Genomic DNA, 26,699 nt, shown 5'->3' with positions numbered 1-26,699 from the left:
GACTGGGCAGAACGGGTCCGTGCGAGGTCGTCATGTCGGGATCCCCACTGCCATCAGGGCGGCGATCACCACGACACCGCCGAAGAGCATGGACAGCGCGTAGGACCGGACGAAACCGGTCTGCCAGCGGCGCATCCGGCCCGAGCTGAAGGTCAGCAGCGCGGCGATGCCGGAAACCGTGCCGTCGACGCCCTTGCGGTCGACCGCGAGCAATCCCTTGGTCAGGCCGAAGGTCGGGCGCACCGCGAGGAGGTCGTTGAACGCGTTGCCGCCGAGGTCGGCGCGAGCCGCGCGCACCACCGGCGAGACCTTCGCCGGGCGCTCGACCGGAACCGGCTTGCGGCCGACGACAAACCACGCGATCACCGCTCCCAGCGCGGAGATGGCCACCGTCAGCACGGGGATCATCGCGTGCGGGATCGCGGTGTGGTGGGCTTCCTGCAGCTCGCCCAGCGACGGCGACAGGAACGTCACCAGCCGGTCGCCGCCCGCCAGGAACATGCCGGCCCCGATCGAACCGATGGCCAGCACGATCATCGGCGCGGTCATGATCGCCGGCGACTCGTGCGGGTGGAAGTCCTGGCCGTTGCTCGCCTTCAGGTCCTTCCAGCGCTTCTCGCCGAAGAACGTCATCAGCACCAGCCGCGTCATGTAGAACGCGGTGATGCCCGCGCCCAGCATCGCGGCACCGCCGAAGATCCAGCCGCGCCAGCCCTCCTGGCCGAACGCCGCCTCGATGATGGCGTCCTTGGAGTAGAAGCCGGACAGGAACGGGAACCCGATCAGCGCGAGGTAGCCGAGTCCGAACGTGCCGAAGGTGATCGGCATGTACCGCGCGAGGCCGCCGAACTTGCGCATGTCGACCTCGTCGTTCATGCCGTGCATGACCGAACCGGCACCGAGGAACAGCCCGGCCTTGAAGAAGCCGTGCGTGAGCAGGTGCATGATGCCCAGCGCGTACCCGGCCGGGCCGAGCCCGACCGCCAGCATCATGTAGCCGATCTGGCTGACCGTGGAGTACGCCAGCACCTTCTTGATGTCGTCGTAGGCGCAGCCGATGACGCATCCGACCAGCAGCGTCACGGCGCCGACGATGGTGACGGCCAGCTGCCCGCCCGGCGAGAGCGAGAACAGCGGGTTGGAGCGGGCCACCAGGTAGACGCCCGCGGTGACCATCGTCGCGGCGTGGATCAGCGCCGACACCGGGGTCGGGCCCTCCATGGCGTCCGGCAACCACGCCTGCAGCGGGACCTGGCCGGACTTGCCGCAGGCGCCGAGCAGCAGCAGGAGCGTGATGGCCAGCAGCACGCCCGGCGAGAGCTCACCGGCGCGGGCGAAGACCTCCGCGTACTGCGTGGTGCCGAGGTTGGCGAACAGCAGGAAGATCGCCAGCGCCAGGCCGACGTCGCCGACCCGGTTCATCACGAACGCCTTGGTCGCCGCCGCGGCGGCCGAAGGACGGCCCTGCCAGAACCCGATCAGCAGGTACGACGCCAGGCCGACGCCCTCCCAGCCGAGGTAGAGGGTCACGAAGCTGTTGCCCAGCACCAGGATCAGCATCGAGGCGACGAACAGGTTCAGGTAGGCGAAGAACCGGCGGCGCTCGGTGTTGGCCGAACCGGTGCGCCCCTGCTGGTCGTGGCTCATGTAGCCGATCGAGTACAGGTGGATCAGCGATCCCACGCCCGTGATCAGCAGCAGGAACACCATCGACAGCGGGTCCAGCCGGAGTCCGAAGTCGACCTGCAGCGCGTTGACCGGGATCCAGGAGAACAGGTGCAGATCGCGGACCTGCTCGCCTTCCGGACTGCCGGCGACGGAGGTGAACAGCCACAGCCCGTAGGCGAACGAGGCGATCACCGTGGCCGACCCCAGCAGGTGTCCCCAGCCGTTGGCACGGCGTCCCGCGATCAGCAGGATCGCGGCACCCACCAGCGGGAACGCGACCAGCAGCCAGGCGTAGGACTGCGCGGGCCCGGTCGCCTCGGCGACCCCCGCTGCGGTTTCAAGCATCTTTGCCGTCACCACGCGCCCTCTCAGTACTTGAGCAGGTTGGCGTCATCGACCGAGGCCGAGCGACGCGTCCGGAAGATCGACATGATGATGGCCAGGCCGACCACCACTTCGGCGGCCGCGACGACCATCACGAAGAACGCCATGACCTGCCCGTGCACCGTCCCCTCGATGCGGGCGAAGGTGACCAGCGTCAGGTTGACCGCGTTGAGCATCAGCTCGACGCACATGAAGACCACGATGGCGTTGCGCCGCACCAGGACTCCGACCGCGCCGATCGAGAACAGCAGCGCGGACAGCAGCAGGTAGTACGTGGGGGTCACTGGTGAACCTCCTCGGTGGCGTGACCGGCCCGCTGGTCCGGACGACCGTTGCCGTTGTCCGGCGCCGGGATCTCGGGACCCGCGTCGATGACCGGTTCACCGGACTTGCCGGAACCGGTCTGCTCGGGCGGCTCCGGCTCTTCGGTCAGCGCGTGCGCGTCGGGTTCGGGCTCGTCACCGGCGACCGCGCGGCGCTCGTCGTCGAGCCGTTCGGCGGGCAGGTTCTCCAGCAGCTCCGACAGCGACTCCGGCGCGACCGAACCGTCCGGCAGCAGCGCGGGCACCGCGACCGAGTTGGCCGTGGCGTACACGCCGGGACCGGGTAGCGGCGACGGGCGCTCGCCGCGGAACCGCGCGTTGGCGCGCTCCCGCTGGCTCAGGCGCGGGCCGCGGCCCTTGCCGCCGTAGGCCAGCACCATGGCCCCGACCGCTGCGGTGATCAGCAGCGCGGAGGTCAGCTCGAACGGGAAGAGGTAGTCGGTGAAGATCAGCCGGCCGAGGCCGCCCGCTCCACCACCGGCGGGCTGCCAGGGGTCCAGCGGCGGTGCCGCCTGCACCGAGGCCAGCGACCGGGCGAGGCCCGAGACCAGCAGCGCTGCCAGACCGACGCCGCCGAGACCGGCCCAGAGGCGTTGCCCGCGCAGGACTTCCACCACCGAGTCCGAGGAGTCGCGGCCGACCATCATCAGCACGAACAGGAACAGCATCATGATCGCGCCGGTGTAGACGATGATCTGGGTGAAGCCCAGGAACTGCGCGCTCTGACCCATGTAGAGCACGCCCAGGCTCAGCATCGTCAGCACCAGCCACAGCGCGGAGTGCACCGCGTTGCGGGCGAAGACCATGCCGAGCGCGCCCAGCAGCGACAGCGGACCGAGGACCCAGAACAGCACCGTCTCCCCGGTGCCGACCACCTCGCCGGCCTGTGCCAGCACGATTCCGGTGCTCATCGCGCATCAACCTCCGGACCGGATTCCACCGTCGATCCCTCCGGAACCCCTCGCTGCTTGGCGAGCTCGGGACCGTTGACGTAGTAGTCCTGCTCGTTCTCGCCGAGGCGCATCGGGTGCGGCGGCTGCTCCATGCCGGGCAGCAGCGGCGCCAGCATGTCGGCCTTGGTGTAGATCAGGTCCTGGCGGTTGTCGTCCGCGGTCTCGTACTCGTTGGTCATCGTCAGCGCCCGCGTCGGGCACGCCTCGATGCACAACCCGCAGCCGATGCAGCGCAGGTAGTTGATCTGGTAGTCCATGCCGTAGCGCTCACCGGGCGAGAAGCGGGCCTCGTCGGTGTTGTCGCCGCCCTCGACGAAGATCGCGTCGGCCGGGCACGCCCAGGCGCACAGCTCGCAGCCCACGCACTTCTCCAGCCCGTCCGGATGCCGGTTGAGCTGGTGGCGGCCGTGGAACCGGGGCGCGGCGACCTTCTTGACCTCGGGGTACTCCTCGGTCACGACCTTCTTGAACATCGTCGAGAAGGTGACGCCGAATCCCTTGATCGGATCAAACATTCCCATGGGGTGCCTCCTCGCCTTCCGGACCCGCGAGCTCGCCGGCACCGGTGCCGGAGCGCACCGAGGTGCGTCGCGGCGGGGTCTTGGGGACTTCCAGGTCGATCGGCGGCACAGGGAACCCGCTACCCGCGAGCGGAACCTCGTCGGAGTCCTTCTCGGGCTTGCGGTCCGGGATGAGGAACGTGGCCGCGACCAGGATCACCACCACGACCGCGCCGCCGATCATGAACTGCTGGGTGCTGACGGTCTCGGAGTTGCGCAGCGCCCGGATGACGGTCACCGCCATGATCCACACCAGGCTGACCGGGACCAGCAGCTTCCAGCCGAGGTCCATGAACTGGTCGTAGCGCAGGCGGGGAAGCGTGCCGCGCAGCCACACGAAGAAGAACAGGAACGCGATCGTCTTGCCGAGGAACCACAGCACCGGCCACCAACCGGTGTTGAGGACCCCGTCGCCGATCAGCGACAGCGGCCACGGCGCGTGCCAGCCGCCGAGGAACAGCGTCGTCGCCAGCGCGGAGACGGTGACCATGTTGATGTACTCGGCGAGGAAGAACAGCGCGAACTTCAGCGACGAGTACTCGGTGTGGAAACCACCGACCAGCTCGGACTCGGCCTCGGGGAGGTCGAACGGGGCGCGGTTGGTCTCACCGACCATCGACACCACGTAGACCAGGAAGCTCACCGGCAGCAGCGCGAAGAACCAGCCGTTCTCCTGCGCTGCGACGATGCCGGAGGTCGACAGCGTGCCCGCGTACATGATGACCGCGACGAACGACAGGCCCATCGCGATCTCGTAGGAGATCACCTGCGCCGCCGACCGCAGCGAACCCAGCAGCGGGTACGGGGAACCGGAGGCCCAGCCGGCGAGCACGATGCCGTAGACGCCGATCGAGGCGCAGGCCAGGACGACCAGCAGGCCCACCGGCAGGTCCACCAGCTGGAGCGCGGTGCGCTCGCCGAAGATGGTGACCTCGGGGCCGATCGGCATCACCGCGAACGACACCAGCGCGGGTGTCGCGGAGATGACCGGGGCCAGGAAGTACACCCACTTGTCGGCCATGACCGGGCGGATGTCCTCCTTGAAGGCCAGCTTCAAGCCGTCGGCCAGCGACTGGAGGATGCCGAACGGTCCCGCTCGGTTCGGGCCGGGCCGGTGCTGCATGCGGCCGATGACCCGGCGTTCCGCCCAGATCGTCAGCAGCGTCATCAGCACCAGGAAGACGAAGATCGCCACGACCTTGAGCAGGATCAGCCAGATCGGGTCGTCCGCGAGGAGTTCGGCTGTTCTGGTCATGCGTTCCCCCCGTTGTGGTGGGCCGGGGAAGTGCCGTTCAGCGAGTGCCCGTTGCTCTCCGGGCTCGCGCTGCTCGGCGCGATGTCGACGAGCGCTCCGTGCCCGACGCCGAGGACCTTGTGCACGCGGGCCTTCCCGGAGTCGGTGGGCACCCACACGACGTCGTCGGGCATGTCGGCGATCTCGACCGGCAGCACGATCTTGCCCTGCTCGGTGCGGACCTCCAGCCGTTGTCCGGAACTGATCTCGACGCGCTTGGCGGTCTCCGGCGAGACGATCGCGACCCGGTTGCGGGCGGTGCCCGCCAGGCTCGGCTCCTCGTCCTGCAGCGAACCGTTGTCCAGCAGCTGCCGCCAGGTCGCCAGCACGGCCTGGCCGGGGCCGGGGCGTGGTGCGTGCGCGACGGCCTCGTCAGGTCCTGCGGTGCGTCCGCCGGTGTGGGTGCCGAGGCGGTCGAGCTCGGCGCTCGCGGCGGCCGGGCTCTGGGTGAACAGGTCGGCGTCCATCTCGACCGCGAGGGTGTCCAGCACCCGGCAGTCCGGCAGCGCGCCGGTGCCGTCGATGGTGGTGGTGAACTCGCGGCGGCGGCCCTCCCAGTTGAGGTAGCTGCCGCTCTTCTCCGCGCTGGGCGCGATCGGCAGCACCACGTCGGCCTGCTCGGTCACCGCGCTGGGGCGGAGTTCCAGGCTGACCACGAAACCGGCACCGGTCAGGGCCTTGCGGGCCAGCTCCGGGTCGGGCAGGTCATCCGGGTCGACGCCGCCGACCACCAGGCCGGAGAGCTCCCCGGAGGCGGCTGCGGTGAGGATCTCGGTGGCGTCGCGCCCCGCGGCGGCGGGCAGCGAACCGGGTGCCATGCCCCAGGTCCGCTCCACGTCGGAGCGGGCGTGGTCGTCGACGACGGGACGCGCGCCGGGCAGCAGTGTCGGCAGCGCACCGGCCTCGATGGCGCCGCGTTCGCCCGCGCGGCGGGGGATCCAGGCGACCCTGGCTCCCGTGCGCTGGGCGGTGCGCAGCACCTCGGACAGCAGGCCGGGCACCTCGGCGGCGCGTTCGCCGACGATGAGCACCGCGCCCTGCTGCCGGATCGCTTCGTCCACATCGGACGGCAGCGACTCCAGCGCGGCGGCCTCGCCACCGGGCACGCACTGCACGAGCGAACCGGTTCGCACCGGGCCTCCGGCGTGGGTGATGACCGTGGTCTTCTCCACGCCCGGCGAGGTGCGCGGGGCGACGTGGAAGACCTGCGTCTTGCCCGCCCGCGCGGCCTTGCGCAGCCGCAGGAAGACGATCGGCGACTCCTCCTCCGGCTCGAACGCCACGCACAGCACCGCCGGAGCCGACTCCAGATCGGCGTAGGTGACACCGTTCTCCGGCGTCACCCCGACCACGGTGGACTCCAGGAACCGCAGCTCCTCGGTGGAGTGCGGCCGGGCGCGGTGGTCGATGTCGTTGGTGCGCAGCGCGACCCGCGCGAACTTCGAGTAGGCGTAGGCGTCCTCGACGGTCAACCGGCCGCCGGGCAGCACCCCGACCCCGCCCGCGTCGCGCGCGGCGGTCAGGCCCTCGGCGGCGGCCTGCAGCGCCTCGGTCCAGGACGCCTCGCGCAGCTGCCCGTTCTCCCGGATCTGCGGCCGGGTGATGCGGTCAGCGGCGTTGGCGTAGCGGAACGCGAAGCGGCCCTTGTCGCAGATCCACTCCTCGTTGACCTCCGGGTCGTCCCCGGCCAGCCGACGCATCACCTTGCCGCGCCGCCAGTCGTTCCGGGTCGCGCAGCCCGACGCGCAGTGCTCGCACTGCCCGGGGGTGGAGACCAGGTCGAACGGCCGCGACCGGAACCGGTAGGCGGCGCTGGTCAGCGCGCCGACCGGACAGATCTGGATGGTGTTGCCGGAGAAGTAGGACTGGAACGGCTGCTGCTCGCCGATGCCGATCTGCTGCAGCGCACCGCGTTCCAGCAGCTCGATGAACGGGTCACCGGCGATCTGCTTGGAGAACCGGGTGCAGCGCTGGCAGAGCACGCAGCGCTCGCGGTCCAGCAGGACCTGCGAGGAGATCGGCACCGGCTTGGCGAAGGTCCGCTTGGTGTCGTGGAAGCGGGACTCCGCGCGGCCGTGCTTGAGCGCCTGGTTCTGCAGCGGGCACTCGCCGCCCTTGTCGCAGACCGGGCAGTCCAGCGGGTGGTTGATGAGCAGGAGCTCCATCACGCCCTGCTGCGCCTTGTCGGCCACCGGCGAGGAGTTCTGCGTCTTGACGACCATCCCGTCGGCGACCGTCATGGTGCAGGACGCCTGCGGTTTCGGCATCGCCCGGCCGTTCATCTCGACCTCGACCAGGCACTGCCGGCAGGCACCCGCGGGGTCCAGCAGCGGGTGGTCGCAGAACCGCGGGATGGTGATGCCCATCCGCTCGGCGGTCCGGATCAGCAGCTCGCCCTTGGGCGCCTCGACCTCGATGCCGTCGATGGTGAGCCGGACGTAGCCCTCCGGGACCGGGCGCGCTTCGGATTCGGGTGCCAGGGTCATCGGGCCGCTCCTACCAGTTCCGCGGCGGACTTGTCGTTTCCGCCCGAATTCTTCGAGCAGAGCGCGAGGAACTCCTCGCGGAAGTACTTGATACCGCTGGTGATCGGGCTGACCGCGCCGTCGCCGAGGGCGCAGAACGAGCGGCCGAAGATGTTGTCGCAGACGTCCAGGAGGGTGTCGATGTCCTCCTCGGTGCCGTGCCCGTCGACCATCCGCTCCAGCACCTGCGCGAGCCAGTAGGTGCCCTCCCGGCAGGGGGTGCACTTGCCGCAGGACTCGTGCTCGTAGAACTGCGTCCACTTCATCACGGCCCACGGCACCGACACCGTCTCGTTGAACACCTGGACGGCCGTGGTGCCCAGCATCGATCCGGCCTCGGCCGCGCCCTCGAAGTCCAGCGGGACGTCGAGGTGATCGGCGGTGAACAGCGGCGTCGAGGACCCGCCCGGGGTCCAGAACTTCAGCGGGACGCCGTCCTTCATGCCGCCCGCGAGCTCCAGCAGCTGCCGCAGCGTGGTGCCCATCGGCGCCTCGTACTGGCCCGGGTTCTCGACGTGCCCGGAGATCGAGTAGATCTTCGGCCCCGGCGACTTCTCGCTGCCCATGGTCCGGAACCAGTCCGAACCGCCGTTGACGATGAACGGCACCGACGCGATGGTCTCCACGTTGTTCACCGTCGTCGGGCAGGCGTAGAGCCCTGCCGCCGCGGGGAACGGGGGCTTGAGCCGCGGCTGACCGCGCTTGCCCTCCAGGGAGTCCAGCAGCGCGGTCTCCTCACCGCAGATGTAGGCGCCCGCCCCGGCGTGCACGACGATGTCCAGGTCGAAGCCGGAGTCGAGGATGTTCTTGCCCAGGTACCCGGCGGCGTAGGCCTCGCGGACCGCGTGGTGGAGCCGCCGCATCGGGTGCAGGGCCTCACCGCGCACGTAGATCATGCAGTGGTTGGCCCGCATCGCGTAGCTGGCGATGATGCAGCCCTCGATCAGCGAGTGCGGATCGGCCATCATCAGCGGGATGTCCTTGCAGGTCCCCGGTTCGCCCTCGTCGGCGTTGATGACCAGGTAGTGCGGCTTGACCGGGTCCTTGGGCATGAAGCTCCACTTCACGCCCGCCGGGAAGCCCGCGCCGCCGCGACCGCGCAGCCCTGAGGCCTTGACCAGCTCGATCAGCTGGTCCGGGTGGGCGCGCAGCGCCTTGCGCAGGGCGGTGTAGCCCTCCAGCTGCTCGTAGGTGTGCAGCGTCCAGGAGTTCGGCGACAGCCACCGCTTGGTCAGCACCGGGGTCACCGGGCTGGTGCTCGCTTCGGTCATGGCCACCCTCACTTCTTCTCCGGCAGCGGCGGGAGTTCCGCGTCATCGGGCATGCTCGGCGCCGTCCAGCCGCGTTCCTGGGCCAGCGCGGCGCCGCGGTTGGTCTCGGTCGCCTGCGAGGGTCCGGTCACGGTCTCGTCGAGGTCGTCGAAGAACCCGGCCAGCTGGCGCTCGGCGCCCCGGAAGTCCGACAGCGCCGGTCCGCGCGTCGGCGCGGGCTTCTCGCCGCGCTGCAGCGCCTTGACCAGCTCCAGCGCCTGCTCGGGCGTCTGGTTGTCGTAGTACTCGTAGTTGACCTGCAGCACCGGCCCGAGGTCACAGGCCGCGAGGCATTCGGCGTGCTCCAAGGTGATCGAGCCCTCGGTACCGGGTTCCCCGGCCGTGCCCTCGTGCCCGACGTCCAGGTGCTCGCCCAGCGCCTTGTAGATCGCGTCGCCGCCCAGCACCGCGCACATCGTGTTGGTGCACACGCTGACCAGGTGCTGACCGCACGGCTTGCGCTTGTACATGGTGTAGAAGGTCGCCACGGCGCTGACCTCGGCGACCGACAGCGCCAGCTCCTCGGCGCAGAACTTGATCCCCGCCGGGCTGACGTGCCCCTGCACCGACTGCACGAGGTGCAGCATCGGCAGCAGTGCCGATCGCGACTCCGGGTACCGGGCGATGATCTGCTTCGCCTCGGCACTGGTGTCCTCGCCGAACACCGAGGTGTCGACCGCGCCGGTCTGCTCCTCGGTGGTGGTGAACTCGAACTGCTCGGTCATCGATCCACCCCGCCCATCACCGGGTCGATGGAGGCGACGGCCGCGATCACGTCGGCCACCAGCCCGCCCTCGGCCATCGCCGGCATCGCCTGCAGATTCACGAAACTGGGCTCGCGCACGTGCACCCGCATCGGCCGGGTGCCTCCGTCGGAGACCAGGTGGACGCCCAGCTCGCCGCGCGGCGACTCGACCGGCGCGTACGCCTGGCCCGGCGGGACGTCGAAGCCCTCGGTCACCAGCTTGAAGTGGTGGATCAGCGACTCCATGGACTGGCCCATGATCTTGCGGACGTGCTCCAGGGAGTTGCCCATGCCGTCGGCGCCGATGCTCAGCTTCGACGGCCAGGCGATCTTGGCGTCCTCCACCATGTGCGGGCCGGACTCCATCTTGTCCACGCACTGCCTGATGATCTTCAACGACTCGTGCATCTCCTGCACCCGCAGCAGGTACCGCGCGTAGCAGTCACCGTCGTTGCTGGTGGGCACTTCGAAGTCGTATTCCTCGTAACCGCAGTACGGTTCGACCTTGCGCAGGTCCCAGGGCAGTCCCGCGGCCCGCAGCAGCGGTCCGGTCACGCCCAGCTGCAGCGCGCCGTCCAGCGGCAGGTAGCCGACGTCCTTCAACCGCTGCTTCCAGATCGGCTGACCGCTGAACAGCTTGTCGTAGTCCGGCAGGCGGGTGTCCATGACCTTGATGAACTCGCGCACCTTGTCCTGCCAGCCCTCCGGCATGTCCTGCGCGACGCCGCCGGGCCGGATGAACGCGTGGTTCATCCGCAGACCGGTCAGGAACTCCAGCAGGTGCAGGACCTCTTCGCGCTCGCGGAAGCCGTAGGTCATGCCGGTGGTCGCGCCCAGCTCCATCGCACCGGTGGCCAGGAAGACCAGGTGCGAGGAGATCCGGTTGAGCTCCATCAGCATCACGCGGATCGTCTGGGCGCGCTGCGGCGCCTCGATACCCAGCAGCTTCTCGATGCCCAGGCAGTAGGCGGTCTCGGTGAACAGCGGCGCCAGGTAGTCCATGCGCGTCACGAAGGTGACGCCCTGGGTCCACGTCCGGTACTCGGTGTTCTTCTCGATGCCGGTGTGCAGGTACCCGATGACCGAGCGGGCCTTGGTGACCGTCTCGCCCTCGAGCTCCAGCACCAGCCGCAGAACGCCGTGCGTGGACGGGTGTTGCGGGCCCAGGTTGATGACAACCCGCTCCTCGCCGCCGGTTTCGTCCAGGAACTCGTCCCAGTCGCCGCCGGTGACGGTGAAGATGCGGCCCTCGGTGGTGTCTCTCGACTCGGCGGGGTACGCGCCGGTGAGTGATTCGGTGGTCATTGCCCACACCTCTCCGCGATCACGAGTAGGCCCTGCGCTGGTCCGGCGGCGGGATCTCGGCGCCCTTGTACTCCACCGGGATTCCGCCGAGCGGGTAGTCCTTGCGCTGCGGGTGACCGTCCCAGTCGTCGGGCATCAGGATCCGGGTCAGCGCCGGGTGTCCGTCGTAGACCAGGCCGAACATGTCCCAGGCTTCGCGCTCCTGGAAGTCGGCGGTGGGGTAGACCGACACGACGGACGGGAGGTGCGGGTCCTCCACGTCCACGGCGACCTCCAGCCGGATGCGGCGCCGGTAGGTCATCGACGTCAGGTGGTAGACCGAGTGCAGCCGCTGCGGCGCGTCCGGCCCGTAGTCCACACCGGACACCGAGCTGCACAGCTCGAAGCGCAGCGCCGGGTCGTCGCGCAGGATGCGGCAGACCTCGAGGAGGTTGTCGCGGCGCAGGTAGAAGGTGATCTCGCCGCGGTCGACGGTCACCTGCTGCACGGTGTCCTCCGGAAGCCCCTTGGCGCGCAGCGCCTCGAAGAGCGCGTCGGCGACCTCGTCGAACCAGCCGCCGTAGGGGCGCTCGCCGGCCGGTGGCACGTAGGCCGGCAGGCGCAGCCCGCCGAAGCCCGAGGTGTCACCGGTGCCGCGCACGCCGAACATGCCCTGCCGCTCGCGGCCGGCCGTCGGTGCTCCGGCGCGGGCCGGTTCGGCCCCCGTGGGCGCCAGGCCCGCGGCGCGCTCGGCGCTCGAACCGGGTTCGCCCGGGGCCGGGGTGGTTTCCTTGTCCGCCATCGAATTCACCTACCCGACTTGAGTTCCGGGCGCTCGGGCGCGCTCTCGAAGGCGCCGAGCTCGTCCGTTCCGCCCATCTCGCGTCGCTGCGCGGCCTGCTGCCGCTCGGCGCGCTTGCGCTGCGAGGCGTTCTTCGGCGCGTACCGGACCGAGGACGGGATCATCGGGGTGCGGTCGCCGCGTTCGAGCTTCTCCTGCGCGCGCTTGGCGTTGATCGGCTCGTCCATGATCTTGGCGTGCAGCTTGAGGATCGCGTCGAGCAGCATCTCCGGGCGCGGCGGGCATCCCGGCAGGTACATGTCCACCGGCACCACGTGGTCGACGCCCTGCACGACCGCGTAGTTGTTGAACATGCCGCCGGTGGAGGCGCACACGCCCATCGCCAGCACCCAGCGCGGCTCGGGCATCTGGTCGTAGATCTGGCGCAACACCGGGGCCATCTTGTTGGTCACCCGACCGGCCACGATCATCAGATCGGCCTGTCTCGGGGTGGCGGAGAAGCGCTCCATGCCGAACCGCGAGATGTCGTAGCGGGAACCGCCAACGGTCATCATCTCGATGGCGCAGCAAGCCAGCCCGAACGTCGCCGGCCACATCGACGTCTTCCGGGTCCAGTTGACGAGCTTCTCCACGTTGGCCAACAGGATGCCGTTGGGCAGCTGCTCTTCGAGCCCCATCGCCGGCACTCCTTCCCGCGTCCTTGCGGCTAGTCCCTGCAGTTCGTCTCAGGCGCCCGGCGGGTGACCGGGCAAAGCGCTCCGGTTAGTTCCAGTCCAGTCCGCCTCTCCGCCAGACGTAGATGTAGGCGAAGCCGACGGTCGCTATGAACAGCACGATCTCGACGACGCCGAACATCCCCAGGGCGTCGGCCGAGACCGCGAACGGGTAGAGGAAGACCATCTCGATGTCGAAGAGGATGAACAACATCGCGGTCAGGTAGTAGGCGATGGGCATCCGGCCGCCGCCGATGACGGGCTGCGGCGAGGGCTCGATCCCGCACTCGTAGGCGTCGAGCTTCGCCTTGTTGTAGCGGCGGGGACCGACGAGTGGCGCGATCGCGACCGAGAAGACCGCGAATCCCAGCGCCAGCGCGAACAACAGCACCAACGGGATGTACGGGTCGAGCACCTTTGCTCCCCTCCAACCGGTTCCGGGTTTCGTGGCCCGGGACACACATCGTCAGTCCCCGCCGAGACGCAGGTCACGCCTCAGGCCTCCGGTGCGCACTCTATGCGGTCGCCCGATTCGGCTCCGTAGTGAGGCGCACCTAACTTTATGACTTCTCTCACGGTTACCGGGACATCTGACCAGACACTCAGGGTCACGCGCTAGGGGTGACGCGAGTAGTGGTGCTGATCACACGATCCATGGCGTCCCCACCCTTCTCGTCGTAGAGATTTGCCAGCAGCTTCAACACGAAACGCATCAACGTCTGTCGCGGCAGGCCGTGCTTGGTGGCCATCCGCATGACCGTGGGATTGCCAATCAACTTGCTGAAGATATTGCCGAGCCGGAAGTAGCCGCCCAGCTCCTGCTGCACCGCCGTCGGGTACCGGCTCAGGGCCTGCTCCCGGGAGAACGCGGTCGGTCGCGCCATCGCGTGCACCGCGCACTCGGCCGCCAGCCGGGCCGACTGCATCGCGTAGGCGATGCCCTCGCCGTTGAACGGGTTGACCATGCCGCCCGCGTCGCCGACCAGCAGCAGGCCGTCGCGGTAGTGCGGGGTGCGGTTGAAGCCCATGGGCAGCGCGGCGCCGCCGATCTTGCCGGTGGCGTTGTCCTCCCGGAATCCCCACTCCTCGGGGGTTCCGTCCAGCCAGGACCGCAGCAACTGCCGGTAGTCGGTCTTGCCGTAGGCCGACGAGGTGGACAGGATGCCCAGCCCGACGTTGACCGTCCCGTCGCCCATGCCGAAGATCCAGCCGTAGCCGGGCAGCAGCGTCGGGTCGGCCGGGTTGGACTTGTCCCACAGCTCCAGGTGCGACTCCAGGAAGTCGTCCTTGGTGCGCGGGCTGGTGTAGTACCGGCGCACGGCCACGCCCATCGGCCGGTCGTCGCGCTTCTGGATGCCCACCGACAGGGCCAGCCGAGCCGACACCCCGTCGCAGGCCACGACCAGCGGAGCCCGGTAGGTCACCGGCTTGCGCTCGGGACCGGTCTTGGCCTCCACGCCGACGACCCGGCCGGTGCGCTCGTCGGTGATGGCGCCGCTGACGCTGGTCTGCTGGAACAGGCGGGCCCCGGCGAGCTGGGCGTTGCGGGCCAGCAGGTCGTCGAAGTCGTTGCGCGGGCGGACCACGCCGTAGGGCGGGAAGTCGGACAGGCTCGGCCAGTCGAGCTCCAGGCTGACTCCGCCGCCGACGACCCGCAGGCCCTTGTTGTGCAGCCAGCCGGCTTCTTCCCTGGTGTCGATGCCCAGGTCGATGAGCTGCTTGACGCCCCGTGGCGTGATCCCGTCGCCGCAGACCTTCTCCCGCGGGAAGACGCTCTTCTCCAGCAGCAGGACGTCCAGTCCCGCCCTGGCCAGGTACGTCGCAGCCGTCGAGCCGGCCGGTCCCGCTCCGACGACGATCACATCGGCGTCATCGTCCGGTCGGCGGCGGCTGGTGGCGCTGGTCATGACACTCCTCGAACTAGTGCAGTGCTCGGTGCGAAACCCGCTTGTGAACGAGTTCACTAACTCCGAGTCTAAGCCGCTGCACCAGCGCGATCGACCCTTTCGCGTAGGCCACCTGAGTGAGGAAACCCGCCATCCGGTTCAACCCCGCGAGCCTCCCCGAGGGCCCTCGCGACTCACAGGTCCAGGGCGAGGAGGCGGGAGCTCAGGGTCTTGCCGTGGGTGTCCAGGGACAGCGACGTGGTCACGCCGCCGTCGAGAGCCCGGTGGCAGGTGAACTGGAGCGCCTTGAGCAGCGGGAGCTCGCAGCGGGTGACCTCGCCCCGGACCTGACCGGCCAGGTGGGCGCGGACCCGGTCGGCGGTGAGCTCCCTGCGCAGGCGGTCGTAGTCGGCGTCGTCGAGGGGGAACACCGACAGGATCGAGGTGTCGCCCTTGTCGCCCGCTCGGCAGTGCGCGATCTCATGCAGTCGCATCGTTCACCTCCAGGGTCGTGACCTGCGACGTCACATCGGATCTGGGGATCAGGGCGGAGACGATGCCGATCACCTCGCGCACGTCGGTGCGCACGCCGCCGCCACCGGCGGGGCCGTTGGTGTAGAGCGATTCGACCTCGTGGCAGATGGTCTGCGCCGCCGTCCGCTCCTCCGCGATGGCGGCCACCCGCAGGCGGCACTCGCCGTCCGGATCGCCCATCGCCCCCAGCACGTCGGCGCGCACCCGCAGCCCGGTGCCGCGCAGCCGCTCGCTCACCACGTCCGCGGCCAGCCTCGCCCGATCGGCCGCCCCCGGTCCGGCGTAGCTGATGCCGCATTCGGCGCGGTGTCCCGCGCGGTAGCCGACGCTGACCTTCAGCTCCTCCGGCCTGGCCCGCCCGCGCGCCCCGCTGATGCGCACCCGGTCGGCACCGGTCCGCTCGGCGCGGACCTCGCGGAAGTCCAGGACCACGTCGGGCGTGCGGTAGGCGGTCGGGTCGGTGACCTCGTAGAGCAGCTGCTCGCGCACCGTCGGGACCGTCACCATCCCGCCGGTCCCGTCCGGTTTGCCGATGGTCGCGCTGCCGTCGGCGTCGACGTCGGCGAACGGGAACCCGAGCTCGGCCAGCCCGGGAACGTCCTTGACGCCCGGGTCGGCGAAGTAGCCGCCGGTCACCTGGCCCGCGCACTCCAGGACGTGCCCGACGAGGGTCGCGGCGGCGGCGCGCGGCACGTCGTCGAGGTCCCAGCCCATCCGCTGCGCGATCGGTGCCACGAACAACGACGGGTCGGCGACCCGCCCGGTGATCACGACCTCCGCGTCCAGCGCGGGCAGCAGCGCCTCCGCGCCGAGGTAGGCGTTGGCGGAGACGATCTCGCCGTGCTCGGCCAGCGGGACGCCGTCCTCCAGCGCAGGCGTGGCCGGGTCGAGCCGGTCCAGCACGTCGTCCCCGGTGACCACGGCGATGCGGCCGGTCAGCCCAGCGGTCGTCATGACCTCCCGCGTGACCTCGCCCGCGCGCAGCGGATGGGCGGCGCCCATGTTGGTGATCACCCGTGCTCCGTTCGGCACCGCGACCGGCAGCAACCGCTCGAACCGCGCGCGCAGCAACGGGTCGTACCCCTGGTCCGGATCGCCCAGCCTGCGCTGCTGCCCGAGTGCGATGGTGCGCTCGGCCAGGCACTCCAGCACCAGGTCGTCCACACCCGCCCGCACGAGCTCCAGCGCCGGTTCGAGGCGGTCGCCGGCGAACCCGGCTCCACTGCCGATGCGCATCTACAGCACCCCCGTGAGCAGCGCGACCGCCGTCATCACCAGCGTGGTGCCGAAGGCCCAGCCGAAGATGAACCGCTGGTGGTCGCCGATGTCGACCTTGGACATGCCGAGCAGGATGAACGTCGAGGCCGTCAGCGGGCTCAGCGGGAACCCGGTGGTCATCTGGCCGAGGATCGCCGCGCGCCCGATCGCGGCGGGATCGCCTCCGAACGCCGCGCTGGTCTCCGCCAGCACCGGCACGACCCCGTAGTAGAAGGCGTCGGGGGTGAAGACCAGGCTCAGCGGCATCCCGGCGATGGCCGTGACCACCGGCAGCAGCGCGCCACCGGCGTCCGGGATGACCGCGACCAGGCTCTCGGCCATCGCCTTGATCATGCCGGTGCCGGTGAGGATGCCGGTGAACACCCCGGCCGCGAAGATCACCACGACGACCAGCACCACGTTGTAGGCGTGCTTGGCGAACAGCTCCTGCTGGCCCTGCCACGACGGGCGGTTGATCAGCAGCGCGACCAGGAAGGCCACCAGGAACAGCACTTCCAGGTCGGCGAGCTGGAACAGCAGGCAGCCGACCAGGGCCAGCGTCAGCGCCGCGTTGATCCAGAACCGCGCGCGGTCCGCACCGGTCAGCTTCACCCGCTCGCCCGTCTCGATGCTCACCACGCCGAGCCGCTTCCGCTCGGACCGGCCGATCAGGTAGGCGGCGATCAGCACCCAGCAGATGCCGGCGATCATCGCGGGCAGCACCGGCAGGAACAGCTGCGCGGAATCGAGCTTGAGCGCGGCCATCGCGCGGGCCGTCGGCCCACCCCACGGCACCATGTTCATGACCCCGGCGCCGAGGCAGACCACGCCGGCCAGCACGATCCGGCGCATCCCCAGCCGCTGGTAGATCGGCAGCAGCGCGGAAACGGTGATCAGGAAGGTGGAGGCCCCGTCGCCGTCCAGCGCGACCAGCAGGGTCAGCAGCGCGGTGCCGACGGTGATCTTGAGCGGGTCGCCCTGGGCCCAGCGCAGGATGCGGGTGACGGCGGGGTCGAACAGCCCCGCGTCGATCATCAGGCTGAAGTACAGCACCGCGAAGGTGATCATGATGGCCACCGGGGCGACGGTGACCAGGCCATCGGCCACGAGCTCACCGAGCCCGGCGCCGTGACCGCTGAGCAGTGCCGCCGCGATCGGCACCAGGGTGAGCGCGAACAGCACCGACACCCTGCGCGAGAGCACCAGGGCGAGGAACACGCCGATCGTCAAGAATCCACTCGCGGCCAGCATGGGCAACCTCCGAACACCGCCGTTGGGCCGGACGGGAGAACTGTGATCCACCTCGCTCATGCTGGTCAAGCACTGAAAATTGATAGATTCATGCGCCATGGGCATGGATCTGACCGTGCAGCAGCTCAGGCTGGTCCTCGCGGTGCACGACACCGGCGGGTTCACCGCCGCAGCCGAGCAGCTGCACCTGGCGCAGTCCTCGATCAGCCGGGCGGTGCGCGACGTCGAGCGCAGGCTCGGCATCACGCTGTTCCAGCGCACCACCCGCAACCTGGTCACCACGCCGGAGGGCGCCGAGTTCTGCCTGGTCGCGCGGCGGGTGGTGGACTCCTTCGACGCCGGGATCAACCACTTCCAGGGCTTCCTGGCAGGCACCCGGGGCCGCGTCCGGGTCGCGGCGCTGCCGTCGATGGCCGCGATCCTGCTGCCGCCGGTCGTCTCGGCCTACCGCGCGGAGCACCCGGACGTGGAGCTGTCGATCGAGGACGGCATGTCCGACGAGGTCCTGGCCAAGGTTCGCGCGGGCACCGTGGACCTGGGCGTCACGGTCGTCGCCGAACCGCTGCCCGACCTGGCCATGCACCCCATCGCCACCGACCGGATGTGCGCGGTGTTCCCGCATGAGCACCGCTTCGCCGCGCGCGAGTCGCTGACCTGGGCGGAGCTGGCGAGAGAACCACACATCGCGTTCGCACCGAACTCCAGCATCCGCCAGCACGCCGATCGCGCCTTCGCCGCTGCGGAGGCGCACCCGCGGGTGGTCCTGGAATCCGGCAACATCACCGCGGTGGCGGGGCTGGTCGCCGCGGGGCTCGGCACCGCCGTCATGCCCGGGATGGTCCTACCGCTGATCGCCTTCGCGGGCCTGGTCCACGTCCCCCTGGCAGCGCCGGAGACGCACCGGCGCATCGCGGTGATCCGCACTCCCCATCACCCGCAGCCCCCGGCCACCAGGGCCTTCACCCGGTCCCTCACCTGGACCCGGACCACGACCCCCGAGACCACCTGGCTGTGAAGACTCGTTCGGTGCTGCTCGTCGCGGCTGCGCCGGGTGCGGCCTCTGAAGGTCAGGACGGGTTCTTGGCGTGGTGGACCGCCACCACGCCGCTGGTGAGGTTCTTCCAGGTGGTGTCGGTCCAGCCGGCCTCGCCGATGAGCTCGGCGAGGGCTCGCTGGTCGGGCCAGGAGCGGATGGACTCGGCGAGGTAGACGTAGGCGTCCGGGTTGGAGGAGACCGCGCGAGCGATCGAGGGCAGCGCGCGCATCAGGTAGTTCATGTAGACGCCGCGGAAGGGCTGCCACGTCGGGGTGGAGAACTCGCACACCACCAGGCGACCGCCGGGCCGCACCACGCGGCGCATCTCGCGCAGGCCCGCGACCGTGTCGGCGAGGTTGCGCAGGCCGAAGGAGATCGTCGCGGCGTCGAAGGCGTCGTCGGTGAACGGCAGGTGCAGGGCGTCGGCCGCCACCAGCGGCACGCCCCGGCCCTTGCCGACCGAGAGCATGCCCAGCGAGAAGTCGGCCGCGACGCAGTAGGCGCCGGAACGGGCGAACTCGACGGTCGACACGCCGCTGCCTGCAGCGAGGTCGAGGACCTTCTCGTCCTGCTGGGGCGCGAGCAGCTGCCGGGTCACCTTCCGCCAGCGCCGGTCCTGCCCGAAGGACAGCACGGTGTTGGTCAGGTCGTACCGACGCGCGACGCCGTCGAACATCGCCGCGACTTCGCGAGGGTTCTTGTCCAAGCCTGCCCGAGACACACCCGAAGCGTACGTGGCGCGCCCCGGAGCCGGTTCAGGCAGCTGCCGACTCCGCGTATCCGCTGACCGCCGCGTAGTGGTCCACCAACTGGCGGCACAGGGCCGGCCAGGTGCGACCTGCGACGGCGTTGCGGGCGTGGGTGCCGAAGCGCTCCCGCAGCGCGGGATCGCGCAGGTCGGCGATGGCGCTGCGCAGGGCCGCGGCGTGCTCGGCGTCGTCGTGCGCGGGCAGCAGGTACCCGGTGCGCCCGACCTCGACCAGGTCGCGGGGACCGCCCGCGTCCGGGGCGACGACCGCGACGCCGGAGGCCATCGCCTCCTGCACCGCCTGGCAGAACGTCTCGTGCGGGCCGGTGTGCACGAAGACGTCGAGGCTGGCGTAGATGCGGGCCAGCTCGTCGCCGGTGCGCTGACCGAGGAACGCGGCGTTGGGCAGTTCGGCGTTCAACCGCTCGCGCTCCGGGCCGTCGCCGACCACGACCAGCCGCACGCCGGAGGTGCCGTCGAGCTCGGCGAGCCGCTCGATGCGCTTCTCCGGCGCCAACCGGCCGACGTAGCCCACCAGCAGTTCACCGTTCGGCGCCAGCTCGGCCCGCAGCCGCTCGTCGCGCTTGCGCGGCGTGAACCGCTCGGTGTCGACTCCGCGACCCCAGCGGTGCACGCGCGGAACCCCGTGCTCGCGCAGCGTCTCCACCGCCCACGTCGAGGGGGCCAGCGTGCGGTCGGCGTGGCAGTGCAGGCGGCGGATCCACTTCCACGCCGCCTTCGCGGTCAGCCCGAGCCCGTAGGACTCGGCGAAACCCGCCACGTCGGTCTGGTAGACGGCGACCGTCGGGATGCCCAGCCGACGCGCGGCGTTCATCCCGCGCGCCCCCACCACGAACGGGGAGGCCAGGTGCACCACGTCGGGCGCGAACTCCTGGAGCCCGCGCAGCACGCGGCGGCTCGGGAACCCGATGGGCAGCGACGACACCATCGGCAGGTCCACCGCGGGCAGCCTGATGACGGGGAAGCCCGCGTACTCGTCCGGACCGGGTCCGGGTGCGATGACCAGGGCCTGGTCGCCTCGACGACGCAAGTGCTCCAGCACCCGCAACACCGAGTTCGTCACTCCGTTGATCTGCGGCAGGAAGCTCTCGGTCACGATCGCGATGCGCACGGACAACACGGTCGCCGCCTGTTCCGGCGAGCAGCCGAAGGCAACGTGACGCGATCCCCAACGACAACCGAAGACCACCCCAACTCGCCCATCGGCCCGCAAACGTGGCCTGCGCCTCCACGGCCGGTCACCTCGACGTTGCTGAGCGGTCACTCGCCGCGCGGAGGCTGGGGACGCATGACGGCCCTGCCTACTCCACCCGCCCAGATCGAACCGGCCCTGGTGTCGCGGGCGTTCGAGGTCGCCGGTCGGCTGGCCAACGACGCCGCCGACGTCATCATCGCGACCGCGGGCAGAGGGGCGCGGCCCGAGCCCAGCGAGTCGCCGTTCGACTGGGTCACCGACACCGGCCGCACCCTGGAACGGCACACCCGCCGCATCCTCGCCGACGAGTTCCCCGGCACGCCCGTGTTCGGCGAGGAGTTCGGGGACGAACCGAGCGTTCCGCCGCAGCAGGGCGCCTCGGAGTTCCGCTGGTCGGTCGACCCGGTGGACGGCACCGCCAACTACGTGGCCGGGCTGCCGTGGTGCGCCTACAGCCTGGCGATGCTCGACGGCTACGGGCCCGTGGTCGGCGTGGTCGCCGACCCGTACCGGACCCAGATCTACGCGGCCGCGCGCGGCCGGGGCATGCGGGCCAACGGCACTCCGGTGCGGTTGCCGGACCGCTCCGAGATCCGCGGCGGCATCGTGTGCACCGAGCTGACCAAGAACGGGCCGTGGCCGGGCATGGACCGGTTCATCACCAACGCCGCCAGCGCGCAGGTCGGCGTGCGTTTACTGGGTTCACCGGCGCTGGCCATCACCCAGGTCGCCCTCGGCCACACCGTCGCCGCCGTGCTCGACGACTACGAGGAGTGGGACGTCGCCGGTGCGCTCGCGCTGGCCACCGAGGCCGGTGCCACGGTCCTCGACCGGCGCGGCGAGCCCCACCCGCTGCCGCGCGACGGGCTGCTCGTCGCCGCGCCCGGTGCGGCCGTCGAGGTCCACGAGTGGTGGGCGCAGGCGGCCGAGGTGCCGGCTAGCTGACCGGTTCGGGCAGGACCGCCGAGATCGGGCGCAGCAGCGGGAACCGCCCGCGCAGCTCGCCCACCCGCTCGGGGTCGGGGTCCTCGACGAGTTCGAGCACTTCGCGGGTGACCGCGCCGAAGCGCTTCTCGACCTCCGCCAGCTCACCGCGCACCCGGCCCGCTATCTCGACGTCGCGGGAGGTCGCCCCCAGCCCCCGGCCGAGCTCGGCGAGCACGCGCAGGTTGGGCAGCTCGGCGTCCATCCGCCGCACGACCGCCAGCAACCGGTTGCGGGCCTGTTGGGAGGACATCGCCTCGACCGCCCGGCTCGCCCGCAGCACCGCCTGCTCGCAGTGCTGCACGAACGGCCCCCAGCCGTCCGGCTCCCGCTGCGGCAGCGGCTCCGGTGCGGGTTCCTCCGCGACCTTCGCGGCGGGACGTCTGCGCACCGCGAGCACCACTCCCGCACCGGCACATCCCGCCATCAACGCCATGAGCACCTGCAACCAGATCTCGTCCATCCGCGTTGCGCCCTTCCACTAGTCCCCGACCGAGGAACGCGGAAGACCCCCAGGCCACTGCTTCCGCCGCTCCGATACCCCCTCGATCACTGTGCGCCCGGCCGGTGCTCATCGGCTTGCGGGGAACTACTCATATTCCATTGCATTTCTGAAACTTCGCTCGTCCCGAGGCTTCTGCGGGGCTCGACCGCTGGCCAGGCCCGCCCTGACCAGGTACTGCATGTCGGCCAGCAGGAACTCCATGGATTCGGTGTGCGCGCCGTCGCGCCCGCCCGGCCGGACGAACTCGCCGAACTCGGTGGGGGCCGGGCGCTGGAGGCGGGCGATGGAGAACACCTCGTCGAGCCCCTGTCCCACCTGAACGCGCAGGTCGGAGGGGTCCACAGCGCAGCCGACGTCGGCCAGCCTCGCTTCGACCGGATGCGCGGTGAACAGCTCCGCGGCCAGCGGCCACACGCGCTGCAGCCCGTTGCTCATCAGCTGCGAGCCCCCGGGGCCGTGATCGCCCAGCTTGATCACCCACTGCGCGGCGTGGTTGCGGTGTTCGGCGAGCCGGTGCAGCGACCTCGCCGCCAACGTGCCCAACACCGCGTCCCGGCAGGTGACGAGCTCCTCGAAGACCGCGAGGCGCCACGTGGTGAACAGCAGGAGGCGGGCCACCGTGGTCGGGAAGTCACCGCCAGGACCAGGACCGCAGTCGATCTCCGCCAACCGCACGTTCCGGTACTCGGCGGGTTCCCGCTGGTAGGCGAGCAGGTCCTCGTCCTGCTCGCCGCGCACCTCGACGGCCCGGCCGAACAGGACCCGCGCCTGCCCGAGCAGGTCGTGCGCTATCTCCCCGAGCGCTGCGGACTCCTCCAGGCCGGCGCGCATCCCCCACTCGGTCAGCCGGTGGGCGAGCACCAGGGCGTCGTCGCCGAGCATCGTGCAGTACAGGGCCAGATCGGCGGGATCCACCTCCTCGGGCACCGACCGGTCGACGGTGGACAGCACCGGAGCACCGAGCACCCACTGCTGCTGAACCTGCGGCCAGTCGGACAACGCTCTAGGGGTGTTCATGGGCAGACCTCGCAGACGCGCGGGGTCGGCCCTTCGGAGTGTGACCACCGACCCCCTTTCGGCGGATACCCAGTTTGGCACCGGCCGAAAGGCACTGGAAGGGTCATCAGTCCCTGTCGGATCTCCTGAGCAGCCAATACGTCGGCAGCAGCACCGCCCACACGACCGCCAGCGCGCTGAACACCGGCAGCAGCGAGATCACCGCCGTGCGACCCGCGACGCGGACCAGGTCGGGGTTGCGGGAGTCGTACTCGACTCGCACCAGCTGCCCCGCCTGCAGGTCGGTCGGGTAGAGCACGCCGTTCGGCGGGATGTAGACCCGCCCGTCCTCGGTGTTGAACCGCACCACGGTCCGGGTCAGCGAGGTGTCCACGACTTCGGCCACCGCTTGGCCTCGGGATTCCACGATCGTGCGGTCGTTGATGAAGCAGGCACCGATGATCGACAAGCCCATGACCGACAGCAACAAACCGGTGATCAGCACGCCTCGAGCCACGCGGCGGCGGACACGCCCAGGCGAGGGCTGTGCCACCGACTGATCACCGTCCGTATCTGATCCGGTCACCGAGTCGGCCGCGTCCTGGGTCACCGCGTCGCCTGCCACGGTGACCGATTGTAGGGGCCGGGGGTCGTGTCCAGGACCACGCGGCCGGTCAGCCCACCCGGATCCGCACTCCGAATACGCTCCAAGCGTGGCGACTACATCCAGGCGGCTGACGGCGCGCACCCGCAGACTCGATCCTGCCGACCCACGGCACGACCGCCCGCTGCTGGACCTGCTCCCCGGCGGCATGTCGCTGAGCTGGGTCCGCGAGGGCCAGGGCCTGGTCGGATGGGGCTGCGCGGCACGGCTGGACACCTCCGGGGCAGATCGCTTCACCGACGCCGACGCGTGGTGGCGGCAGCTGTGCGGGCACATCGACGTCGACGACGCCGTGGGGCTGCCCGGCTGCGGACCGGTGGCCTTCACCAGCCTGGCCTTCGCCGACCGCCCCGGCGACTCGGTCCTGGTGCTGCCCGAGGTGATCACCGGGGAGCGGGACGGCGTCCGCTGGATCACCACCATCGGCGACGCGCCCGAACCGGACCTCGAGCCGGTGCGCCAGCCCGGCACGGTCTCCTACAGCGACGGTCGGCTGTCCTCCACGGCATACCGGCAGGCGGTGACCGAGGCGGTCCGGCTGATGCGGGAATCCGGTGGCGAGCTCCGCAAGGTGGTGCTCGCGCACGACCTCGTCGCCAACACCTCCGAGCCCCTCGACGAGCGCTTCCTGCTGCACAACCTGGCCGCGCGCTACGCGAACTGCTGGACCTTCGCGGTCGACGGCCTGGTCGGAGCCACCCCTGAGCTGCTGCTGGAGCGGCGCGGCTACGAGGTCCGCTCCCGGGTGCTGGCGGGCACGGCCTGGCCGCACCCCGGACGCACCGACGACGAGATCGCCGCCGAACTGCTCGACTCGGCCAAGAACCGCAGCGAGCACGCCTACGCCGCCGAGTCGCTGGCCGAGAAGCTGCGCCCGTTCTGCAGCGAGCTGTCGGTCCCGACCTCGCCGTCGGTGCTGCGGCTGCGCAACGTGCTGCACCTGGCCACCGACGTCGAAGGCAAGCTGGCCGACACGCCCGACGGGTCGGGGCTGCTGCACCTCGCCGAAGCCGTGCACCCCACGGCGGCGGTCGGTGGCACCCCGACCGAGGACGCCGTGCCGCTGATCTCCGAGCTCGAAGGCATGGACCGCGGCCGCTACGCGGGTCCGGTCGGCTGGATCGACGGCGCGGGCAACGGCGAGCTCGGCATCGCGCTGCGCTGCGGGCAGATCGAACAGCAGAGCACCGCCGGAGCGGGCTCCGGCGGTGCTCGTGGCGGGCGGGTCCGGCTGTTCGCCGGAGGCGGGATCGTGCCCGACTCCGAACCGGACCTGGAGGTGGCCGAGGTGGAAGCGAAGCTCCTCCCGGTGCGCGAAGCCCTGGAAGGAGTTCGCTGACCGGCTAGTGGTCGTGGAGGTGTTCGTGCGCGCGGTCGATCTCGGCGACCGCCGGCGGCGCGGGCACGTTCTCGCGGGCCGCGCTGGCCGCGACCCCGGCCGCCGGGTTCACCGCGGGCTTGCCCTTGGTGAACAGCCAGGTGTTGAACACCTCGTCGAGCTGCTTGCCGGACTTCTGCTCCGCCAACTCGATGAACTGCTCGATGGTGCCGGTCGAGAAGCGGTGCTCCGCCGCCCAGGTGCGGGTGATGTCCAGCATCGCCTCGTCACCGACGACGCTGCGCAGCGCGTGCAGCGTCATCGCGCCCCGGTCGTAGACGGCGTCGTGGAAGACGTTCTCGGCACCCGGGTCTCCCGGCAGGACCTGCCAGAACGGGTCGTCCGCCGGGTGGGAGTTGTAGTAGTGGTCGAACAGCTCCTGCGCGGTGCCGGTGCCGTGCGCCTCCGACCACAGCCACTCCGAGTAGGACGCGAATCCCTCGTTGATCCAGATTTCGCGCCAGGTGTCCACCGACACCGAGTCGCCGAACCACTGGTGGGCGTTCTCGTGCACGACCACCGACACGTTCGCCGCGCTCTGGAAGAACTTGTGGCTGTAGGTCGGGCGAGTCTGGTTCTCCAGGGCGAAGTTCAAGCCCTCGGACGGGACGACGCCGCCCTGCGCGGAGAACGGGTACTCGCCGAACAGCTGGGTCAGGAAGTCCACGACCTCCGGGGTGCGCTCGATGCTGGCCTTGGCCGGTCCGGCCAGCGGGCCGAGCTTGTCGGAGTAGGCGGTGACGAACGGCTGGCCAAACGCTCCGGTCTTGCTGCTGATCTCGTACTGGCCGATGGTCATGAACGCCAGGTAGGTGGCGGTCGGCTCGGTGTTGCGCCAGTTCCAGGTGGTCCACCCGGCCAGGCTGCTGTTGCGGGTGTTCACCCCGTTGGAGATGGCCTCGGTGCCGTCGGGCACGGTGACCGCCACGTCGTAGGTGGCCTTGTCCCTCGGGTGGTCGTTGCCGGGGAACCACCAGGAGGAGATCTCCGGCTGGCCGATCGCCAACGCCCCGTCGGAGGTGCGCACCCACGGGTTGAAGCCGTCGATGTCCGCGGTCGACGGCGTGCCCTCGTACTCCACGACGAAGGTCGCCATCTCGCCCTTCGGCAGGGTCGCCGGCGGGGTCACGGTGAGCTCCAGCCCGTTCTGGGAGAACTGCGCCGGCACGCCGTTGACCCGCACCGACTTCGCGGTGAGGGCGAAGTCCAGGTTGAACGCCGTCAGGTCCTGCGTGGCGGTCGCGACGATCGTCGCGGTGCCCTGCAGGTGGTCGTCGGCCGGTTGGTAGCGCAGCTGCAGGTCGTAGTGGGAGACGTCGTAGCCGCCGTTGCCGTAACCGGGGAAGTAGGCGTCGCCCGCTCCCGGCGCGCCCGGTCCTTCGCTCCCCGCCAACGCCGGCGCGGCGAACACCGCGCTCGCGCAGCAGGCCGCGATCACCGCGCGCAGGCCCTGTCGTCGAATCACCCTGCCACCTCCTCGAACTTCTCGGTCCGATCAGGAGACTAGGCAAACACGTTCACACCGGGTGCGCTTTTCGCGCCGAGTTTTTCCCATCACCGGGCGGAAAAACGCGAATACACACCAACGGGCTAACGAACCCGTCCGGCCACAGTGGCCGGACGCACCCCGCCCCACCTGCGGCTGAAACAGGGCGTCATGTCCCCGAGACGCGCATTCGATTT

At 70.3% G+C, this 26,699-nt stretch carries 25 protein-coding genes; 3 read left to right on the top strand and 22 right to left on the bottom strand.

Features of this window, described 5'->3' with window-relative positions:
- Positions 1-30 precede the first annotated feature (30 nt).
- The 16 genes from nuoL to KBO27_RS02450 form a co-directional block, all read right to left on the bottom strand.
- Positions 31-2,013, bottom strand: coding sequence for an NADH-quinone oxidoreductase subunit L (gene nuoL, locus KBO27_RS02525; protein WP_210968346.1), 1,983 nt, complete (start codon positions 2,011-2,013; stop codon positions 31-33).
- A 23-nt stretch (positions 2,014-2,036) separates the two neighbouring features.
- Positions 2,037-2,336, bottom strand: coding sequence for an NADH-quinone oxidoreductase subunit NuoK (gene nuoK, locus KBO27_RS02520; RefSeq protein ID WP_093414272.1), 300 nt, complete (start codon positions 2,334-2,336; stop codon positions 2,037-2,039).
- Positions 2,333-3,286 carry an NADH-quinone oxidoreductase subunit J gene (locus tag KBO27_RS02515; protein ID WP_210968345.1) on the bottom strand — a complete coding sequence of 318 codons (954 nt, stop codon included), beginning with the start codon at positions 3,284-3,286 and terminating at the stop codon, positions 2,333-2,335. Before KBO27_RS02515 ends, nuoK begins: the two co-directional genes overlap by 4 nt.
- Entirely contained in the window at positions 3,283-3,849 is a 567-nt protein-coding gene (gene nuoI, locus KBO27_RS02510; protein ID WP_210968344.1) for an NADH-quinone oxidoreductase subunit NuoI, read from the bottom strand. The genes KBO27_RS02515 and nuoI overlap by 4 nt, the downstream gene beginning before the upstream one ends.
- On the bottom strand, positions 3,836-5,143 hold the full coding sequence (gene nuoH / locus KBO27_RS02505; protein ID WP_210968343.1) for an NADH-quinone oxidoreductase subunit NuoH: 1,308 nt from the start codon (positions 5,141-5,143) through the stop codon (positions 3,836-3,838). The genes nuoI and nuoH overlap by 14 nt, the downstream gene beginning before the upstream one ends.
- Positions 5,140-7,668: an NADH-quinone oxidoreductase subunit G gene (locus KBO27_RS02500; RefSeq protein ID WP_210968342.1), complete on the bottom strand. Its 2,529-nt coding sequence runs from the start codon at positions 7,666-7,668 to the stop codon at positions 5,140-5,142. Before KBO27_RS02500 ends, nuoH begins: the two co-directional genes overlap by 4 nt.
- Positions 7,665-8,978 carry an NADH-quinone oxidoreductase subunit NuoF gene (gene nuoF / locus KBO27_RS02495; protein ID WP_210968341.1) on the bottom strand — a complete coding sequence of 438 codons (1,314 nt, stop codon included), beginning with the start codon at positions 8,976-8,978 and terminating at the stop codon, positions 7,665-7,667. The genes KBO27_RS02500 and nuoF overlap by 4 nt, the downstream gene beginning before the upstream one ends.
- A gap of 8 nt (positions 8,979-8,986) precedes the next feature.
- The gene (gene nuoE, locus KBO27_RS02490) at positions 8,987-9,742 is read right to left on the bottom strand and encodes an NADH-quinone oxidoreductase subunit NuoE (protein WP_210968340.1); all 756 of its coding nucleotides are present in this window, start codon (positions 9,740-9,742) and stop codon (positions 8,987-8,989) included.
- Positions 9,739-11,067, bottom strand: coding sequence for an NADH-quinone oxidoreductase subunit D (locus KBO27_RS02485; protein WP_210968339.1), 1,329 nt, complete (start codon positions 11,065-11,067; stop codon positions 9,739-9,741). Before KBO27_RS02485 ends, nuoE begins: the two co-directional genes overlap by 4 nt.
- 19 nt (positions 11,068-11,086) lie before the next feature.
- Positions 11,087-11,848 (bottom strand): NADH-quinone oxidoreductase subunit C, encoded by a 762-nt coding sequence (locus KBO27_RS02480; RefSeq protein WP_210968338.1) that lies wholly within the window; start codon positions 11,846-11,848, stop codon positions 11,087-11,089.
- Between the two features lie 5 nt (positions 11,849-11,853).
- A complete protein-coding gene (locus KBO27_RS02475; protein ID WP_132671790.1) occupies positions 11,854-12,525 on the bottom strand; it encodes a NuoB/complex I 20 kDa subunit family protein in 672 nt (223 codons plus the stop codon).
- Positions 12,526-12,610: 85 nt separating this feature from the next.
- Complete coding sequence (locus KBO27_RS02470) at positions 12,611-12,976, bottom strand: NADH-quinone oxidoreductase subunit A (protein ID WP_210968337.1); 366 nt, start codon at positions 12,974-12,976, stop codon at positions 12,611-12,613.
- Positions 12,977-13,169: 193 nt separating this feature from the next.
- A complete protein-coding gene (locus KBO27_RS02465; protein ID WP_210968336.1) occupies positions 13,170-14,468 on the bottom strand; it encodes a geranylgeranyl reductase family protein in 1,299 nt (432 codons plus the stop codon).
- A 173-nt stretch (positions 14,469-14,641) separates the two neighbouring features.
- Positions 14,642-14,941: an AtuA-related protein gene (locus tag KBO27_RS02460; protein ID WP_210968335.1), complete on the bottom strand. Its 300-nt coding sequence runs from the start codon at positions 14,939-14,941 to the stop codon at positions 14,642-14,644.
- A complete protein-coding gene (locus KBO27_RS02455) occupies positions 14,928-16,217 on the bottom strand; it encodes an acyclic terpene utilization AtuA family protein (protein ID WP_210968334.1) in 1,290 nt (429 codons plus the stop codon). Before KBO27_RS02455 ends, KBO27_RS02460 begins: the two co-directional genes overlap by 14 nt.
- Positions 16,218-17,489, bottom strand: coding sequence for a CitMHS family transporter (locus KBO27_RS02450; protein WP_210968333.1), 1,272 nt, complete (start codon positions 17,487-17,489; stop codon positions 16,218-16,220).
- Between the two features lie 97 nt (positions 17,490-17,586).
- On the opposite strand from KBO27_RS02450, the gene KBO27_RS02445 reads away from it, so the two are divergent.
- The gene (locus KBO27_RS02445; protein WP_210968332.1) at positions 17,587-18,504 is read left to right on the top strand and encodes a LysR family transcriptional regulator; all 918 of its coding nucleotides are present in this window, start codon (positions 17,587-17,589) and stop codon (positions 18,502-18,504) included.
- Between the two features lie 52 nt (positions 18,505-18,556).
- Here KBO27_RS02445 and KBO27_RS02440 read toward each other — a convergent pair whose 3' ends face one another.
- Positions 18,557-19,246: a demethylmenaquinone methyltransferase gene (locus KBO27_RS02440; protein ID WP_210968331.1), complete on the bottom strand. Its 690-nt coding sequence runs from the start codon at positions 19,244-19,246 to the stop codon at positions 18,557-18,559.
- Positions 19,247-19,280: 34 nt separating this feature from the next.
- Positions 19,281-20,405, bottom strand: coding sequence for a glycosyltransferase family 4 protein (locus KBO27_RS02435; protein WP_210968330.1), 1,125 nt, complete (start codon positions 20,403-20,405; stop codon positions 19,281-19,283).
- Positions 20,406-20,582: 177 nt separating this feature from the next.
- Between KBO27_RS02435 and KBO27_RS02430 the strand changes: the two genes are divergently transcribed.
- Entirely contained in the window at positions 20,583-21,434 is an 852-nt protein-coding gene (locus tag KBO27_RS02430) for an inositol monophosphatase family protein (protein ID WP_210968329.1), read from the top strand.
- Here KBO27_RS02430 and KBO27_RS02425 read toward each other — a convergent pair.
- The 3 genes from KBO27_RS02425 to KBO27_RS02415 form a co-directional block, all read right to left on the bottom strand.
- A complete protein-coding gene (locus tag KBO27_RS02425; protein WP_210968328.1) occupies positions 21,427-21,936 on the bottom strand; it encodes a hypothetical protein in 510 nt (169 codons plus the stop codon). The genes KBO27_RS02430 and KBO27_RS02425 overlap by 8 nt on opposite strands.
- A 126-nt stretch (positions 21,937-22,062) precedes the next feature.
- A complete protein-coding gene (gene paaC, locus KBO27_RS02420; RefSeq protein WP_210968327.1) occupies positions 22,063-22,995 on the bottom strand; it encodes a 1,2-phenylacetyl-CoA epoxidase subunit PaaC in 933 nt (310 codons plus the stop codon).
- 106 nt (positions 22,996-23,101) lie between these two features.
- A complete protein-coding gene (locus tag KBO27_RS02415; RefSeq protein WP_246536101.1) occupies positions 23,102-23,599 on the bottom strand; it encodes a DUF3592 domain-containing protein in 498 nt (165 codons plus the stop codon).
- Positions 23,600-23,687: 88 nt separating this feature from the next.
- Here KBO27_RS02415 and KBO27_RS02410 point away from each other — a divergent pair, with 88 nt between their 5' ends.
- The gene (locus KBO27_RS02410) at positions 23,688-24,977 is read left to right on the top strand and encodes an isochorismate synthase (protein WP_307870203.1); all 1,290 of its coding nucleotides are present in this window, start codon (positions 23,688-23,690) and stop codon (positions 24,975-24,977) included.
- Positions 24,978-24,981: 4 nt separating this feature from the next.
- Here KBO27_RS02410 and KBO27_RS02405 read toward each other — a convergent pair whose 3' ends face one another.
- A complete protein-coding gene (locus KBO27_RS02405) occupies positions 24,982-26,481 on the bottom strand; it encodes a M1 family metallopeptidase (RefSeq protein ID WP_210968326.1) in 1,500 nt (499 codons plus the stop codon).
- Positions 26,482-26,699: the final 218 nt, after the last annotated feature.

It is taken from the genome of Saccharopolyspora endophytica (assembly GCF_018070075.1).
Classification (GTDB): Bacteria; Actinomycetota; Actinomycetes; order Mycobacteriales; family Pseudonocardiaceae; genus Saccharopolyspora; species Saccharopolyspora endophytica.
The sequence above is the reverse complement of the archived record's forward strand: the minus strand, read 5'-3'. Positions and strand labels throughout refer to the sequence as shown.

Coding starts and splice junctions, on each gene's coding strand:
- KBO27_RS02430 (WP_210968329.1), top strand. CDS start 20,583: ATGACGGCCCTGCCTACTCCACCCGCCCAGATCGAACCGGCCCTGGTG.
- paaC (WP_210968327.1), bottom strand. CDS start 22,995: ATGAACACCCCTAGAGCGTTGTCCGACTGGCCGCAGGTTCAGCAGCAG.
- nuoL (WP_210968346.1), bottom strand. CDS start 2,013: ATGCTTGAAACCGCAGCGGGGGTCGCCGAGGCGACCGGGCCCGCGCAG.
- KBO27_RS02460 (WP_210968335.1), bottom strand. CDS start 14,941: ATGCGACTGCATGAGATCGCGCACTGCCGAGCGGGCGACAAGGGCGAC.
- nuoH (WP_210968343.1), bottom strand. CDS start 5,143: ATGACCAGAACAGCCGAACTCCTCGCGGACGACCCGATCTGGCTGATC.
- KBO27_RS02450 (WP_210968333.1), bottom strand. CDS start 17,489: ATGCTGGCCGCGAGTGGATTCTTGACGATCGGCGTGTTCCTCGCCCTG.
- KBO27_RS02425 (WP_210968328.1), bottom strand. CDS start 21,936: ATGGACGAGATCTGGTTGCAGGTGCTCATGGCGTTGATGGCGGGATGT.
- KBO27_RS02475 (WP_132671790.1), bottom strand. CDS start 12,525: ATGGGGCTCGAAGAGCAGCTGCCCAACGGCATCCTGTTGGCCAACGTG.
- KBO27_RS02515 (WP_210968345.1), bottom strand. CDS start 3,286: ATGAGCACCGGAATCGTGCTGGCACAGGCCGGCGAGGTGGTCGGCACC.
- KBO27_RS02480 (WP_210968338.1), bottom strand. CDS start 11,848: ATGGCGGACAAGGAAACCACCCCGGCCCCGGGCGAACCCGGTTCGAGC.
- KBO27_RS02465 (WP_210968336.1), bottom strand. CDS start 14,468: ATGACCAGCGCCACCAGCCGCCGCCGACCGGACGATGACGCCGATGTG.
- KBO27_RS02500 (WP_210968342.1), bottom strand. CDS start 7,668: ATGACCCTGGCACCCGAATCCGAAGCGCGCCCGGTCCCGGAGGGCTAC.
- KBO27_RS02455 (WP_210968334.1), bottom strand. CDS start 16,217: ATGCGCATCGGCAGTGGAGCCGGGTTCGCCGGCGACCGCCTCGAACCG.
- nuoE (WP_210968340.1), bottom strand. CDS start 9,742: ATGACCGAGCAGTTCGAGTTCACCACCACCGAGGAGCAGACCGGCGCG.
- KBO27_RS02485 (WP_210968339.1), bottom strand. CDS start 11,067: ATGACCACCGAATCACTCACCGGCGCGTACCCCGCCGAGTCGAGAGAC.
- nuoF (WP_210968341.1), bottom strand. CDS start 8,978: ATGACCGAAGCGAGCACCAGCCCGGTGACCCCGGTGCTGACCAAGCGG.
- KBO27_RS02445 (WP_210968332.1), top strand. CDS start 17,587: ATGGGCATGGATCTGACCGTGCAGCAGCTCAGGCTGGTCCTCGCGGTG.
- nuoI (WP_210968344.1), bottom strand. CDS start 3,849: ATGGGAATGTTTGATCCGATCAAGGGATTCGGCGTCACCTTCTCGACG.